The organism is Mangrovicoccus algicola (assembly GCF_014903745.1).
GTDB lineage: Bacteria > Pseudomonadota > Alphaproteobacteria > Rhodobacterales > Rhodobacteraceae > Mangrovicoccus > Mangrovicoccus algicola.
The window spans coordinates 1-14,629 of sequence record NZ_JACVXA010000088.1 but is presented as its reverse complement, the minus strand read 5'-3'; the positions used below and the strand labels follow the sequence as shown (position 1 = coordinate 14,629).

Below are 14,629 nucleotides of genomic sequence, written 5' to 3'. Positions count from 1 at the left end.
GCGCCGCGATAGGCCGGGTCGCGCACCACCCCCGAGAACCCGTCAGCCGCGGGCACCACCGCGCCCGGGCGCAGCAGCAGCTGCACCGGGCCCTCCGCCTGGCCGGGCACGGCCGCCGCCGGGACGGGCCGCCCGCCCAGCATCGCGGCGCCGCCGCGCCATTCCGCCGCCAGCACGGCGCCCGCCCCGATGAACCGCGCCACCTCGGCCGAGACCGGGCGGTCATGGATCTCCTCGGGCGGGCCGACCTGCAGGAACCGCCCGGCCTGCATCACCGCCATCCGGTCCGCCAGCGCCATCGCCTCGCGCTGGTCATGGGTGATATAGACCGTCACCGCCCCCGAAGACCGGTGCAGCCGCATCAATTCGCGTTCCATCACGTCGCGCAGATGCGGGTCCAGATTGGCCAGGGGCTCGTCCATCAGGATCGTCTCCGCCCCCGCCGCCAGGCAGCGCGCCAGCGCCACGCGCTGCCGCTGACCGCCCGACAGGGCCGCCGGCCGCCGCGCCGCGAAAGGGGCCAGCGCCACCGTGTCCAGATGCGGCCGCGCCGCCTCGGCCGCGCGGGCCCGCGACAGCCCCGCCGCCTCCAGCGGGAAGGCCACGTTCTCCAGCACCGACATATGCGGCCACAGGGCATAGGACTGGAAGACGAAGCCGGTGCCGCGATCCTCGGGCGGCACGAAGACCCCCGGCCCGGCCACGAGGCGCCCGCCCAGGCGGATGGTGCCGCGATCGGGCCGCTCCAGCCCCGCGATCAGCCGCAAGAGCGTGGATTTCCCGCATCCCGAGGGGCCGACGATGGCGAACATCTCGCCGGGCTCCAGCCGCAGGTCGATCCCGTCCACCGCGGCGGCGCCGTCGAACGCCTTTCCCAGCCCCTGCAATTCCATCCCCATGCGCGCCCTTTCCGATTCCGCGAAGCCGCCCCCATGCCACGGTTTTGCGACACTGGCGCGACAGGCGGCCCTCAGCCGCCGCTGCGCAGCACCGCAATGGAGTCGGGGCCGAACGCCTCGGCGACCGCCGATTGCAGCATCTCGCCGAAATGGGTTTCCACGTAGCGCGCGACGAAGGCGCTCGGCGCGGCGACCAGCACGCGGCTGCCGTCCAGGTCGGCCAGGCGCAACGCCGCGAACCAGGCCCCCCAGGCCTCCGGCGCGGCCTGGCGCAGACGCGCCTGCACCCGGCTCCAGGGATCGGCGGCGCCCGGCTCCGGCTCGGCGCCGCGCAGCTGGCGGAAATCCACGCGCAGCACCTGCGGTCCCTCCTGCCGGACGGCGGCCGCCCGCCGCGCCCCCAGCCGCTCGGCGAAATCGGGACCGACCCTGTCCCAATGCGGCGCCGACAGCGCGGCCACCGCCTCGGGCACGATGCGATAGCTGGCCACCCGGCCGCGCACGCCCGGACGCAGCGTCTCGATCAGCCCGGCGGCGCCCAGCCGCTTCAGCTCGCGTTTCACGGTGCGTTCAGTGACATTCCACAGCCGCGCCAGGTCGCGCTGGCCGATGCTGACCTCGTCGCGCTGCCAGTTGTAGCGCGCGGTGACCATCGCGATCAGGCGCAGCGCGCTGGCCTGGTCGGCCGGCGTGCCGGTCAGTCCCCATAGCGTCAGCGCCGTGAGGATGTCATATTTCCAGACACCGGCACCCGGACCGGTGATGCGTGCGCGCTCCATGACGTGCGTCTGCCTTCTGCCTCGATGCGGTCTTCCTCTGGCGGGAGACTCGATTCTTCGTTGTGGCGAATGAAGCATGCCGTCCTGCAATCTGTCAATGTCGGGCCGATTACGGGATTTTCCCCGCTGGGTCCGAAAAATCAGATCAGGAGAGTCCTATAGGAGAAGCAGGACAGCCAAGATGTCCCCTTATATGGGCTTTCCTGTCACCCTATTGCACGGCTCCGCCCGCAGCCTGTCCCCCTTTTCTCGTCGCCACGCCGGCCGGATCGTGCTTTTCGCGCCGGGGCCGCAAAGAACACGCGCAAATTTCCGCTTTTGCAGATTCCCCGTTTCGCGTTATTCAGGGCGCAGCAGCAAAAAACACGAGCAGAGTACAATGCGGGATCATGCAGACCTACAGGTGATGAACGAGCGCAGCCTGGCGCAGCAGACGGCGGTGCGGCGCGCGACCTTCTCGCCGGCCGAAACCAAGGAGCTGCGGCGCTTCTCCATCTGGGAGATCAGCCAGTTCATGTTCGATGTCGCGGCCGACACGCTGCGCAAGAAACTGGCCGAGGATCCGTCCCTGCCCCAGGGCGAGACCCAGGAGGATGGCCGCCAGCGCTGGTTCACGCTCGAGGAGATCAACGAGCTGCGCCGCCGGGTACGCCTGCGCGGCCGCTCCCTGCAGCCGCGCCGCCCCAAGGGCCGGGCCACGCGGGTGGCGGTGTCGAATTTCAAGGGGGGCGTCGGCAAGACCGTCGTCGCCCAGCACCTGGCCAATGCCGCCGCGCTGGACGGCTACCGGGTGCTGTGTGTGGATTTCGACCCGCAGGCGACGCTGACCCATTCCATGGGGCTGGTCGAGGTGAAGGAGTGGAACACCGTCTGGGGCATCATGTGCCGCGACCTGTGCCGCGAGGCCGACCGCATCGCGGCGGGCTATGACGACCCCGACGACTGCCCCTACCCCGCCTCGGACGAGCTGCCCGAGGATGTGCAGTCGATCGGCTCGCAGCGGTTCCAGGACTTCATCCAGAAGACCTGCTGGCCGACCATCGACATCATCCCCTCCTGCGCCAATGCCGCCTTCGTGGAATTCGCCTCGGCGCAGTACCGTTCCATGCACAAGGCCTGGAGCTTCTTCGGCTGCATGGACCGCTACCTCGCGGAGCTGCCGGACGACCAGTATGACCTCATCATCTTCGACTGCCCGCCGGCCATCGGCTACCAGTCGCTGAACGCGGCCTTCGCGGCGGACATCCTCTACATCCCGTCCGGTCCCGGCTACTGGGAATACGACTCCACCACCTCCTTCCTGGGGCAGCTGGGCGATGCGCTGCAGGATATCGCCGACGGGTTCGACACGCTGGCCGAGGATGCCGGCCTGTCGCTGCCGAAACGGTTCCGCGACATCAAGCTCCTGATGACCCGCTTCGAGGCATCCAACCCGCTGCATGCCGCGATGCAGGGCGCGTTCCGCAATGTCTTCGGCGCCGATGTCTGCCAGAACCCGATCGAGATGACCCGCGCGGTGGAACAGTCCGGCCGGTTCCAGATGTCGGTCTATGAACAGGATTACCGCCAGATGACCCGCGAGACCTGGAAGCGCGCGCGCCAGAGCTTCGATGCCGCCTACCAGGAATTCAAGGCGACGGTGCTGGCCTCCTGGGAGGAAGGCGCAAGGGAGAAGGAGCTGATCGATGGCTGATCGCAACAAGTTCGGATTCGATGCGCTGGATACCGGCCTGCCCTCCAAGCGCCGCGAACGATCGGTCGGACCGATGGGCGCGGCGGTGCGCGAGGCGGCGCAGAGCCTGCAGGAAACCACCGAGGCCAAGGTGGAGATGCGCCGCCGCAATGCCGAGGATGCCAAGGCCTTTCGCGAGGCCGAGGCCGAGGGGCTGGTGCTGCGGCGGCTGTCGATCGGCGATATCCGCACCGACGACCTGCCGCGCGACCGGCTGGAGCTGGAGGCGGTGGCGTCCTCCGACGAGATGGAGGAACTCAAGGCCTCCATCCGTGCCCGCGGGCAGCGCGAGCCGATCGAGGTCTTCGCCGATGCGCAGGGGCGCTATCAGCTGAAGAAGGGCTGGCGCCGGCTGACCGCGCTCAAGCAGCTGTATCTCGAAACCGACGACCCGGCCTTTGCCGGGGTGGTCGCCCGCATCGACGGCGCCGCGGCGGAGGACCGGGTCGCGCGCTATGTCGACATGGTCGAGGAAAACGTCATCCGCGAGGACCTGACCTTCGCCGAGATGGCGCAGGTGGCGCTGGCCGCGGCGGCCGATCCATCGGTGCCGGAAACCGATGCCGACGCGCTGGTCGCGCGGCTTTACGGCAGCCTGCACAAGATGAAGCGCAGCTATATCCGCAGCTTCGTCTACCTGCTGTCGGAACTGGGCCCGGCCCTGCAATGGCCGCGTTCGGTGACGCGCAATCTCGGCGTCGAGGTCGCCCGCGCGATGAAGGCGCAGCCCGGGCGGATCGCCTCGCTGCGGCGGGCGCTGGCCGCCGTGGGGGCGCAGGAAGACCAGGCGCAGGTGCTTGCCGATTTCATCGCCGACCGCCGCCGCAGCGACAGCGGCGAGGCGCGGCCCAAGCGCGAGCGGCGGGAGAAATACGAGTTTCATGTCGGCACGACCAAGGTGACGGCGCGGCGCGGCGAATGCCGCATCGTGTCCGGCGATGACTTTGCCGACATCCCGAAGGACCGGCTGATGCGGGCGATCCGCGCCTTCGAGGCGGCGCTGCGCGAGGAGGAGGGTAACCCGCGGGTTACCTCGCTCTGAGCCATCCGGCAGCGGGCCGGGCAGGCAGGAAGCAAGGGGCGCGGCCGCAGGGTCGCGCCCCTTCCGCTTTCGGGGGCGCTGAGCCTCGCTCCGTCGCTGCAGGGCAGGACCGTAACCCGTGGGTTACGTGCTGACCGGATCGCAGGGCAGGGAGTAACCCGCGGGTTACCCGTGCGGCGTCACAACCCGGCGGCGCGGGTCAGGTTCACGCGGAACCGGCCGGGGCGTTGCGGGTCGCGCGCGCCCGGCTCGGGCAGGGCATGGCCCAGCTGGCGCTGGTTTTCCCCCTCGGGCAGCCCGGAATGATTGGCCAGCCCGGCGCGGAGGCTGTGCCCCGAGAAGACCGCCGCGCGCTCGGCCTCCGGCAGGTCCGGGCGGAGCCCCGCGGCAAGGGCCGTCGACTTGACCAGCCGCGCGATGTGGCGGTCGTTCAGCCGCCCCGCGAGGGGCCGCCGCCCGTCGCGCGAGACCCGCCGGAACAGCGCTCCGCCGTCGAGGCGGCCGAGGTCGAGCCAGCGTTCCAGCGCGGCGACCGGGCAGCTGCGTTCGGAGGAGCCGCGGCCGATCTCGACCTCGCGCCAGCCGGTCTTGCCGTGCAGGATCACCAGCGCGCCGTCCTCCAGGATCTCCACCCAGCCCCGGCCCTCGGCGGTGTTGCCGCGATGCCGGTCGAGACCGACCAGTTCGGAGCGCCGCAGCGCCCCGGCAAATCCGGTCAGCAGGATTGCCCGGTCGCGCGCGCCGCGCAGGTCGCGCGGCAGCGTGGCGGCCATGGCCAGGATCTCCTCTCCCGAGACCGGGGCTTTCTGCATCGGCGGCCGGGCGTGGCGATTGCGGATGTCGCGCATCGCTGCGGCGATCCCCGGGTCGCGCCGGTCCAGGTCCAGCCCGCGCTGCCGGTAGCCCCAGCCGATCCCCGCGAGGCGACGCTGCAGGCTGGCCACGCCGAGCGTTCCTGCGCGCTCCGACAGGTAGCGGGCGACCACCTCGCCGGCGGGGGGCATCAGCGGCCGACCCTGCAGCCGGCACCAGCGCGAGAAATCCGCCCAGTCCTGCGCATAGGCCCGCAAGGTGTTCCCCGAGGCGACGGCGGGGGCGGGGCCGCCTGCCGCGTCGGCCGGGGGGGACAGCGCATCGGCCGGGGTGGCAGGGCCGGGCGGGAGGTCATCCTGGGTCATGGCGGGCTCCTGTGCGGGGGTGCTGGTATATTACCGGACATGAAACCCGGGCGCAATACGCGGCGCTTCAACGGGAAAGATCTGGCAATAACCGCCGCAGCGTGACACTGTCCCGGGCATGGACATGACCGAGGATCACGACGCGCCGCGGCTGCCCCGCTGGGCGATGGCGGGCGCGCATGATGACCCGGCCGTGGCCGGGTTTCGCGCGGGGGCGGCGCTGATGGCGCTGGAGCAGATGCTGGCCCGTCCGGGGCTGCCCGGCGCGCTGCTGCGCGACCGCCTGGCGATGGAGGCGGCCGAGGCCTGCCTGCGGCGGGCGGGCCGCCCCGAGCGCATGGCGGGACTGCGCGACGAGGTGCACCTGCTGCGCCCGGGGGAGCGGCCCGGCCCGGGCGGCGCGATGGTGGAAACCTGGCGCGCCGCGGCGGGGCGGCGGCTGCGGCGGGGCGGGGCGACGGCGGCGCTGCCCCCCGATCTGCCCTCCGATCTGCCCGATGCGCCGGTGGCGCGGGCGGAGGCGGTGCTGGATGCGCGGCTGGAGGCCGATCCGCGCGCGCAGGCGGCGGCGCTGATCGAGGCGGAGGGAGTGCTGTCGGCCGCGCTTGGCTGGTCGCATCCGCTGCCTCTGCTGGCGGCGCATCTGGGGCGCGCCGATCTGCGCGACCTGCCATCGCTGGAGTCGTCCTGCCTGCGCGCGGTGGCGCGGGCGGCTTCGCAGATCCTGCCGCTGGCGGCGGAGCTGGAGCGGCGGGCGGCCCGGCTGCGGGCGGTGGCGCCGAAGCTGCGGGCGAAGGCCTCGGATGCCGCGGTGGCGCTGTTCCTGTCGCAGGATGCGCTGTCCCCGGCGCGGGCGCTGTCGCCGGTGGTCCAGGGGAGCCGCGCGCGGATGAGCGACCGGGCGGCGCGGCGGCTCTGCGACCGGCTGGTGGAGCTGGGCGCGATCCGCGAGCTTTCCGGCCGCGACAGTTTCCGGATCTACGGGCTATGAGCGGCTTCGACCGGGATCTCGCGGCGCTGCCGCCCGAGCAGCGCTGGCGCGAATGGATGCGCCGGGTCGAGGCGGTGCTGTTCGCCAGCCAGGCGCCGGTGGGCCGCGAGGCGCTGGCGCGCGTGGTGGGCGAGGGGGCGCCGCTGGAGCTGCTGCTGGACGATCTGCGGGTGGAGATGGAGGGACGGCCCTGCGAATTGGCGCAGGTGGCGGGGGGCTGGCAGATGCGCACCCGCCCGGGCTTTGCCGAGGTGATCAAGGTCGCGGCCAACCTGCCGGAACCGCGCATGGAACTGGGGCCGTTCGAGACGGCCGTGCTGGCCGCGATCGCCTATCACCAGCCGCTGACGCGGGCGGGGCTGGCGGATATCTTCGGCAAGGAGGTGCCGCGGGACCTGCTGTCGCGCCTGCGGGCGGCCGACCTGATCGCGCCGGGCCCGCGCAGCCCGTCGCCGGGGGCGCCCTATACCTATGTCACGACGCAGGGTTTCCTGGCGCGTTTCGATCTGGGGACGCTGGATGACCTGCCGGATCGCGAGGCCCTGACGGATGCCGGGCTGACGCGCGAACAGGTTGACGAGGCGGCTGGCGGGGATGACGGCTGACCCGGCCGCGACCGGACGGCGATGCGCCCCGCCGACCGATCGGGCAGGGCGTCCGGTGCCGGGATGCGCCCGGCGGTATCAGGCCGGGGCGGCGACCTGCGGATGCTGGCCGGCGCGCGGCGTGGCGACCTCGATTCCGCTGCGCGGGGCGGGGCGCTCCGCCTCCGGGTCGCGGCGCGACATCAGCCCGGCCACCACCACGATGGCGATGAAGGGCGACACGATGAGAAATCCGATAGACAGGCCTATGGCGAAATGCAGCATGATTTCTTCCTCCCTGAGTTGAAGGCTAGCACGGATTCTTTGCAACACAATGCCGCAGCGTCATGTTGGCCTCTACGACTTTGGTCGTAGATGTGCATGCCGCGTCGCGGCGAGAGTCCGGGCCGGGGCGGTGGACCGGTCTCCGCCCGGCCTGCGTAACCCCAGGTTGTTTCAGGGATAACCGGATCGCCCCGGCCCGGGATGCGGGGATGATGTGCATGCCGCGGTCGCAACGTGATCAGTGGCCCCGGAAAAATGGAGAGAATGCGATGAACATAAGTGCCGCCGCCCGCGCCTGCGGCCTGCCGGTCAAGACCATCCGCTATTACGAACAGGTCGGCCTGGTCGCGCCGCGGCGCTGCGCGAATGGCTACCGCGATTTCGGGGCGGCGGAGATCGCGCGGCTGCGATTCCTGGCCGAGGCGCGGGTGCTGGGATTCTCGCTCGAGGATTGCCGGCTGCTCCTGGGCCTGTCGGCGGATGAGGGCCGGGCCAGCCGCGACGTGCGCCGGGTGACATTGCATCACCTGGAGGAGGTGCGCGCGCGGATCGCGGCGCTGCGCGATCTCGAAGCCGTGCTGGAGGAGCTGGTGGCGCGCTGTCCCGGGGATGATGGGCCGGATTGCGCGATTCTCGACCGGCTAGACGGGGGAAGCGCGGAGAAAAATGGACAGGGCTGATCCTGTTATTGACACAGATGTACATTCGCGCATCGTGATCGGAACGAAGACCGATCCCGGCCCCGGCCGTTGCGAGGATGCCGCCCATGTCGACCGATCCGCTGTTGCAGCCCTACCGCCTGAAGCACCTGGAGCTGCGCAACCGCATCATCATCACCAGCCATGAACCCGCCTATGCCGAGGACGGCATGCCCAAGGCGCGCTACCTGGCCTATCACCTGGAACGCGCCCGGGCGGGGGTGGCGCTGACCATGACGGCGGGCTCGGCCTCGGTGGCGCGCGACAGCCCGCCGGCCTTCAACAATATCCTGGCCTGGAAGGACGAGGTCGTGGGCTGGATGCGGCAGCTGGCGCGCGCCTGCCATGACGAGGGCTGCGCGGTGATGATCCAGCTGACCCATCTGGGCCGGCGCACGCGCTGGGACCGGGGCGACTGGCTGCCGGTCCTGTCCGCGTCGCACCGGCGCGAGGCGGCGCATCGGGCCTCCCCCAAGCGGATGGAGGACTGGGACATCGCGCGGGTGATCGGCGATTATGCCGATGCCGCCGAGCGGATGCAGGCCGCGGGGCTCGACGGGGTCGAGATCGAGGCCTACGGGCACCTGGCCGACCAGTTCTGGTCGCCCCTGACCAACGAGATGGACGCGCCCTGGGGCGGCAGCCTGGAGAACCGGCTGCGATTCTCCTTCGCCATCCTGCAGGCGGTGCGCGACCGCTGCGGGCCGGATTTCATCCTGGGGCTGCGCTATAGCGGCGACGACCGGCTGCCCGGCGGGGTGGGCGCGGCCGAGGGGCTGGAGATCTCGCGGCGGCTGGCCGCCTCGGGTCTGGTCGATTTCCTCAATGTCGTGCGCGGCCATATCGACACCGATCCCGGCCTGACCGACGTGATCCCGGTGCAGGGCATGGCGGCGGCGCCGCATCTGGATTTCGCCGGGCGGATCCGCGCCGGGACGGGGATGCCGGTCTTTCATGCCGCGCGGATCCCCGATCTGGCCACGGCGCGGCACGCGGTGGCATCGGGGCTTCTGGACATGGTGGGGATGACCCGCGCCCATATCGCCGATCCGCATCTGGTGGCCAAGCTGGTGGCGGGGCAGGAGGCGCGCATCCGCCCCTGCGTCGGGGCGAATTACTGTCTCGACCGGATCTACCAGGGCGGCATGGCGCTGTGCCTGCACAACCCGTCCTCGGGGCGCGAGATCGAGCTGCCCCATGCGATCGCCCCCGCCGCGGCCGCGCGGCGGGTCACGGTGGTCGGCGCCGGTCCCGCGGGGATGGAGGCGGCGCGGGTCGCCGCGCTGCGCGGCCATGCGGTCACGGTGCTGGAGGCGGCCGATCGTCCCGGCGGGCAGGTGCGGCTGAGCGCGCTGTCGGAGCGGCGCCGCGAGATGGCGGCGATCATCGACTGGCGCGCGGCGGAATGCGACCGGCTGGGCGTGGCCTTCCGCTATAACACCTATGCCGAGGAGGAGGACGTGCTGGCCACCGATCCCGAGGAGGTGGTGATCGCCACCGGCGGCATGCCCGGCCCCGCGCCGCTGGAGGCGGGGGAGGATCTGACGGTGTCTTCCTGGGACATCCTGTCGGGGGATGCCGCGCCGGGACGCAACGTGCTGGTCTTCGACGAGGCGGGCGATGCCGCCGGGCTGCAGGCGGCGGAGAAGATCGCGGCGACCGGCGCGGCGGTGGAGATCGTCACCCCCGACCGGGCCTTCGCCCCCGAGGTGATGGGCATGACGCTGGTGCCGTTCCTGCGCGCGCTGCAGGCGGCGGACAGCCGCTTCACCGTGACCTGGCGGCTGCGCTCGGTGATGCGCGAGGGCAATGGCCTGCGCGCGGTGCTGGGGTCGGATTACGGCGCGGCGGAACAGGTCCGGCAGGTCGACCAGGTGGTGGTCAATCACGGCACGCTGCCGCTGGAGGATCTGTATTTCGCGCTGAAGCCGCTGTCGTCGAACCTGGGCGAGATCGATCACGAGGCGCTGGTGGCGGGACGGCCGCAGGCGCTGTGCCGCAATCCGGCGGGGCGGTTCCGGCTCTGGCGCATCGGCGATGCGGTGGCGGCGCGCAACACCCATGCGGCGATCCATGACGCGCTGCGGCTGGTGCGGCAGATCTAGCGGGGCGGTCCGGGCAGGCCCGCGCGGATGCGCTCCATCTCGCCGGGGGCCGGGCGGCGGCCGGTATAGATCTCGACATAATGGGGAAACCGCGCCAGCCGCTCTTCGCGGTCTTCCTCCACGCGCATCGAGATATAGCCGATCTGCACCAGGTAGACGGTGCGCGCGCGGGTATCGGCATCCGCCGCGTCATGGCCCCAGCGCATCAGCATGGCGCGCAGCGCATCGAGCCTTTCGGCATCCGCCGCCGCCAGCCGGGCCGCCACGGCGGCATCCTGCTGGGCCCAGGCGCGCACGGCGCCTTCGGTCGCGCTGGCGAACCCGTCCTCGGACAGGAAGATCGCGATGACATTCAGCATCGCCTCGGTCTCGGTCGCGGCATAGGCGGAAGTGGCGGCGGTCAGCGGCCGGGTGGTCGCGGCCTCCCAGCGCTCCAGCAGCGCCGCCAGAAGGTCGCCGCGATCCTTGAAGAACCAGTAGAAGCTGGTGCGCGACAGGCCCAGCCCCTGCGCCAGCGGCAGGATCTTCACCGCGTCCACCCCGCCCGCCGTCAGCGCGGCATGGGCGGCATCGAGCCATGTCTCGCGGGAGCCGCGCCAGCCGCGCGGAGAAGGGGGATCGCCTGTGGCCGGAGGATCGCTGGTCATGAGGCGGTCCTTCTTGCCGCGGTGATGCGGAAACTGTCCATGAAATGTGCGCCCCTGTCCAGATTGCCGCCCGGTCCCGGGGCGATGCGCCGCGTCGCTTGTCGCCGCGCCGGCGGGCGGGCAGGGTCACGCCAGAGGCGTGCAGTAGAAGGCCAAGCCGAAGGCGCGCGGGACAAGGTCACGCCAGAGGCGTGCAGGACAGGGTTGCGGCAGGGACCGGGAGGGCAGGGCGATGCAGGACGGCGGCACGGGGACGGAAGGCGCGGGATCCGAAACGGTGATCCTGGGCGCCGGGATCGTGGGGCTTTGCGTGGCGCTGTCGCTCCTGGAGCGCGGCCAGGCGGTGCGGCTGATCGATCGCGGCGACCCGGGCCAGGCGACCTCCTTCGGCAATGCCGGGGTGATCGCGCCCCATTCCAACGCGCCCCATTCCGCGCCGGGGCTGTGGCGGGCGCTGCCGGGGATGCTTGCCGATCCCGGCAAGCCGTTGCGGGTGCGGGCGGCGAGCTGGCCTGCGATGATCCCCTGGGGGCTGCGGTTCCTGGCGCGGGGGCGGGCGGCGCCCTTCGCCGCGGGGGCGGCGGCGATGCACGCGCTCTGCGCGCCGTCGATCCGGCTTTACCGGCGGCACCTGGAGGCGGCGGGGCAGGGCGGGCTGATCCGCGACAGCCTGTATATCCATGCCTTCCGCGATCCGGCGCAGGCGCGGCTGGACGCGCCGGGATTCCGCGTGCGTGCCGCACATGGCGCGCGGATGGAGCGGGTCGACGGCGCCGGGCTGCGGGCGCTGGAACCGGCGGTCTCGCCCGATTTCCGCGCCGCCATCGTGATCGAGGGGCAGGCCCGCGCCCTGTCGCCGGGACGCATCGGTGAGGTTCTGGCCGGGCGCGTCCGGGCCCTGGGCGGGGTGGTGGAGCGCGCCGAGATCACCGGGCTGGTCCCCGCGGGCGCGGGCTGGGAGGTCGCCACCGGCGCGGGGCCGCGGCAGGCGGCGCAGGTGGTGATCGCGGCCGGGGCCTGGTCGGGGCACCTGCTGGCGCCCTTGGGGATCCGCCTGCCGCTGATGGCGGAGCGCGGCTATCACGTCGAGATCCCCGATCCGGGCGTCACGCTCAACCATTCCTTCACCGATGTCGGGGCGGCGGTGGTGGCCAGTTCGATGGAGGGCGGGCTGCGGGTCGCGGGCATGGCCGAATTCGGCCCGCTCGACGCGCCGCCCGACCCGGCGCGGGCGGCGATCCTGCGGCGGGTGGCGCGGGGCATCTGCCCGGATCTGGCCGATGGCGAGGCGCGGATCTGGATGGGCCGCCGCCCGAGCCTGCCCGACAGCCTGCCCGCGCTGGGGCGGATCGCCGGGCGGCCGGGCCTGTGGGCGGCGTTCGGGCATTCCCATCACGGGCTGATGATGGCGCCCGCCACGGGCGAGGCGATCGCCGCGCTGATCACCGGCGCCGATCCCGGCATCGACATGGCGCCCTATGATCCCGGCCGCTTCGGCTGAGCCTCAGCGCAGCGGCGTCCAGATCACGTCCCCGATATGCGGCGCGGCGGTGGCCAGCATCGCCAGCCGGTCGAATCCCAGCGCGATCCCGGCCGCCTCGGGCATGATTTCCAGCGCGGCGAGAAAATCCTCGTCCAGCGGATAGCGCTCGCCGTAGATGCGGGCCTTCTCGTCCATCTCCGCCTCGAAGCGGCGGCGCTGCTCGGCGGCATCGGTCAGTTCGCCGAAGCCATTGGCCAGTTCCACCCCGCAGGCATAGACCTCGAACCGCTCCGCCTCGCGCGGATCGTCGGGGCAGACCCGTGCCAGCGCCGCCTCCACCGCCGGATAGCGGTCGAGCACGGTCAGCCGCCCGATGCCCAGATGCGGCTCCACCCGTTCCGACAGGATCCGCGAGAAGATGTCGGACCAGGTGTCATCCGCGGCCAGCCCGATCCCGGCGGCGCGCGCCTGATCCGCCAGCGCCGCGGCATCGGCCGTGCCGTCGGCGGCCAGCGTGGCCAGCAGGTCGATCCCGGCATGGCGGGCGAAGGCCCGGGCCACCGGGACCCGCTCCGCCGGCAGGAAGGGATCGCAGTCATGGCCGCGCGCGCGCAGCACCCGCGTGCCCGCCGCCTCGCAGGCCAGCCGCGCCATGGCGGCGACATCCTCCATCAGCACGCTGTAGGCCTCGCCCGCGCGATACCATTCCAGCATGGTGAATTCGGGACTGTGGCGCGGCCCCGCCTCGCGGTTGCGCCAGACATGGGCGAAGGCGGCGATGCGGGTCTCGCCCGCCGCCAGCAGTTTCTTCATCGCGAATTCGGGCGAGGTGTGCAGGTACATCTGCCGGGGGCGGCCGTCATTGCCGATCACCTGGGTGGCAAAGGCATGCAGGTGGGTCTCGTTGCCGGGGCTCGTCACCAGCGCGGCGGGATCGACCTCGATGAAATCCTGCCGCGCCAGCCAGGCGCGGATCGCGGCCTGGGCGCGGTTGCGCGCCAGCAGCGCGGGCCGGCGGTCGGCATGGCGGGCGGGGTCCCACCAGGGCGTGTCGCTCATATTCGTCACCTCACTCTGGATTCCCGCGCGGCTATCGGCTAGGGCCGGGGCCGACCGGGCGCATACTGCGCGCCAAGACCCGCCACAAGGACCACCACCAGATGAAAGTGATCGCCTCTTCCCTTCGCAAGGGCAATGTCGTCGACAAGGACGGCCAGCTCTATGTCGTTCTCAAGGCCGAGAACTTCCACCCCGGCAAGGGCACGCCGACCACCTCGGTCGACATGCGCCGGATCTCGGACGGGGTGAAGACCACCGAACGCTGGAAGACCACCGAGCAGGTGGAGAAGGCCAATGTCGACGAGCGGGAATACGATTTCCTCTATGACGACGGCGAAGGCTACCATTTCATGAACCCCGAAAGCTACGAGCAGGTCACGGCCCAGGCCGACGTGATCGGCGATGCGGCGGGGTTCCTGGAGCCGGGGATGCGCGTCTTCCTGCAGGTTTTCGAGGAGAACCCGATCGCCATCGAGCTGCCCCAGCGCGTCACCGTCGAGATCACCGAGACCGAGCCGGTGGTGAAGGGGCAGACCGCGTCCTCGAGCTACAAGCCCGCGATGACCAATGTCGGCGTGCGCATCATGGTGCCGCCGCATATCGGCGTGGGCACCAAGGTGGTCATCAAGACTGAGGACAACAGCTATGTGGAGCGGTTCAAGGGCTGAACCTGCCCGCATCGCGCGCCCGCAGCCAGGGCGCGCGGTGGATGCCGCATCGAGCACCGCCCGCCCGGACCGCGCGACGGCTCCGGGCGGAGCAGCCCCGGCCCGCCGCCGCTATCGCGGGGCCCCGGCCGCGGCCATGAGCCCCAGCCCCGCCATGCCGAGCCCGGCCGCGATCAGCAGCGGCAGCCCGTAGCCCCCGGCCGCGGCCAGCTGCGCGGTGACCAGCGGCCCCAGGATCTGCCCCGCGCCGTAAAGCAGCGTCATCTGCGCCATGGCCTGGCCCGACGCCTCCGGACGGCCCAGCCCCGCCAGCAGCAGCGATTGCGCGACCACCACGACGAAGCTGCCGCCGAAAAGCATCGCGCAGAGGCCCTGGAGCAGCAGCCCGTCGCCCGCCGCCAGCCCCGCCAGCGCCGCGGCCTGCAGCGCCATCGCGCCCAGCAGGACCGGCATCGGGCCCGCGCGCCGCGACAGGGCGG

15 protein-coding genes are annotated in these 14,629 nt (G+C 71.8%); 8 read left to right on the top strand and 7 right to left on the bottom strand.

Annotated features, from left to right (window positions below):
* Together ICN82_RS19395 and ICN82_RS19390 are read right to left on the bottom strand one after the other, a co-directional pair.
* On the bottom strand, nt 1–899 hold an 899-nt coding region (locus ICN82_RS19395), incomplete at its 3' end, for an ABC transporter ATP-binding protein (RefSeq protein WP_193186402.1).
* A gap of 71 nt (nt 900–970) precedes the next feature.
* Complete coding sequence (locus ICN82_RS19390; protein WP_193186399.1) at nt 971–1,678, bottom strand: MarR family winged helix-turn-helix transcriptional regulator; 708 nt, start codon at nt 1,676–1,678, stop codon at nt 971–973.
* A gap of 379 nt (nt 1,679–2,057) precedes the next feature.
* On the opposite strand from ICN82_RS19390, the gene ICN82_RS19385 reads away from it, so the two are divergent.
* On the top strand, nt 2,058–3,371 hold the full coding sequence (locus ICN82_RS19385) for an AAA family ATPase (RefSeq protein WP_193186396.1): 1,314 nt from the start codon (nt 2,058–2,060) through the stop codon (nt 3,369–3,371).
* Nucleotides 3,364–4,452: a ParB N-terminal domain-containing protein gene (locus ICN82_RS19380; protein ID WP_193186393.1), complete on the top strand. Its 1,089-nt coding sequence runs from the start codon at nt 3,364–3,366 to the stop codon at nt 4,450–4,452. The genes ICN82_RS19385 and ICN82_RS19380 overlap by 8 nt, the downstream gene beginning before the upstream one ends.
* A 179-nt stretch (nt 4,453–4,631) precedes the next feature.
* Here ICN82_RS19380 and ICN82_RS19375 read toward each other — a convergent pair whose 3' ends face one another.
* On the bottom strand, nt 4,632–5,630 hold the full coding sequence (locus ICN82_RS19375; protein ID WP_193186391.1) for a site-specific integrase: 999 nt from the start codon (nt 5,628–5,630) through the stop codon (nt 4,632–4,634).
* 124 nt (nt 5,631–5,754) lie between these two features.
* On the opposite strand from ICN82_RS19375, the gene ICN82_RS19370 reads away from it, so the two are divergent.
* Entirely contained in the window at nt 5,755–6,621 is an 867-nt protein-coding gene (locus ICN82_RS19370) for a DUF1403 family protein (protein ID WP_193186388.1), read from the top strand.
* The gene (gene scpB, locus ICN82_RS19365; protein WP_193186385.1) at nt 6,618–7,226 is read left to right on the top strand and encodes an SMC-Scp complex subunit ScpB; all 609 of its coding nucleotides are present in this window, start codon (nt 6,618–6,620) and stop codon (nt 7,224–7,226) included. Before ICN82_RS19370 ends, scpB begins: the two co-directional genes overlap by 4 nt.
* A 78-nt stretch (nt 7,227–7,304) precedes the next feature.
* Here the strand turns inward: scpB and ICN82_RS19360 are convergent, their stop codons facing one another.
* Nucleotides 7,305–7,490, bottom strand: coding sequence for a hypothetical protein (locus tag ICN82_RS19360; protein ID WP_193186382.1), 186 nt, complete (start codon nt 7,488–7,490; stop codon nt 7,305–7,307).
* Nucleotides 7,491–7,759: 269 nt separating this feature from the next.
* On the opposite strand from ICN82_RS19360, the gene ICN82_RS19355 reads away from it, so the two are divergent.
* Complete coding sequence (locus ICN82_RS19355; protein ID WP_193186379.1) at nt 7,760–8,170, top strand: MerR family DNA-binding protein; 411 nt, start codon at nt 7,760–7,762, stop codon at nt 8,168–8,170.
* An 86-nt stretch (nt 8,171–8,256) separates the two neighbouring features.
* The gene (locus ICN82_RS19350; RefSeq protein WP_193186376.1) at nt 8,257–10,293 is read left to right on the top strand and encodes an NADH:flavin oxidoreductase; all 2,037 of its coding nucleotides are present in this window, start codon (nt 8,257–8,259) and stop codon (nt 10,291–10,293) included.
* Here the strand turns inward: ICN82_RS19350 and ICN82_RS19345 are convergent.
* Complete coding sequence (locus ICN82_RS19345; RefSeq protein ID WP_193186373.1) at nt 10,290–10,940, bottom strand: TetR/AcrR family transcriptional regulator; 651 nt, start codon at nt 10,938–10,940, stop codon at nt 10,290–10,292. The genes ICN82_RS19350 and ICN82_RS19345 overlap by 4 nt on opposite strands.
* Before the next feature lie 232 nt (nt 10,941–11,172).
* Here ICN82_RS19345 and ICN82_RS19340 point away from each other — a divergent pair, with 232 nt between their 5' ends.
* Nucleotides 11,173–12,441: an NAD(P)/FAD-dependent oxidoreductase gene (locus tag ICN82_RS19340; RefSeq protein ID WP_193186370.1), complete on the top strand. Its 1,269-nt coding sequence runs from the start codon at nt 11,173–11,175 to the stop codon at nt 12,439–12,441.
* A 3-nt stretch (nt 12,442–12,444) separates the two neighbouring features.
* Here ICN82_RS19340 and epmA read toward each other — a convergent pair whose 3' ends face one another.
* On the bottom strand, nt 12,445–13,482 hold the full coding sequence (epmA, locus tag ICN82_RS19335; protein ID WP_193186367.1) for an EF-P lysine aminoacylase EpmA: 1,038 nt from the start codon (nt 13,480–13,482) through the stop codon (nt 12,445–12,447).
* A gap of 101 nt (nt 13,483–13,583) precedes the next feature.
* Between epmA and efp the strand changes: the two genes are divergently transcribed.
* Entirely contained in the window at nt 13,584–14,150 is a 567-nt protein-coding gene (gene efp, locus ICN82_RS19330; RefSeq protein WP_193186364.1) for an elongation factor P, read from the top strand.
* 111 nt (nt 14,151–14,261) lie between these two features.
* Here efp and ICN82_RS19325 read toward each other — a convergent pair.
* Nucleotides 14,262–14,629 (bottom strand): YbfB/YjiJ family MFS transporter (locus tag ICN82_RS19325; RefSeq protein WP_193186361.1); only part of this gene is annotated, 368 nt, incomplete at its 5' end.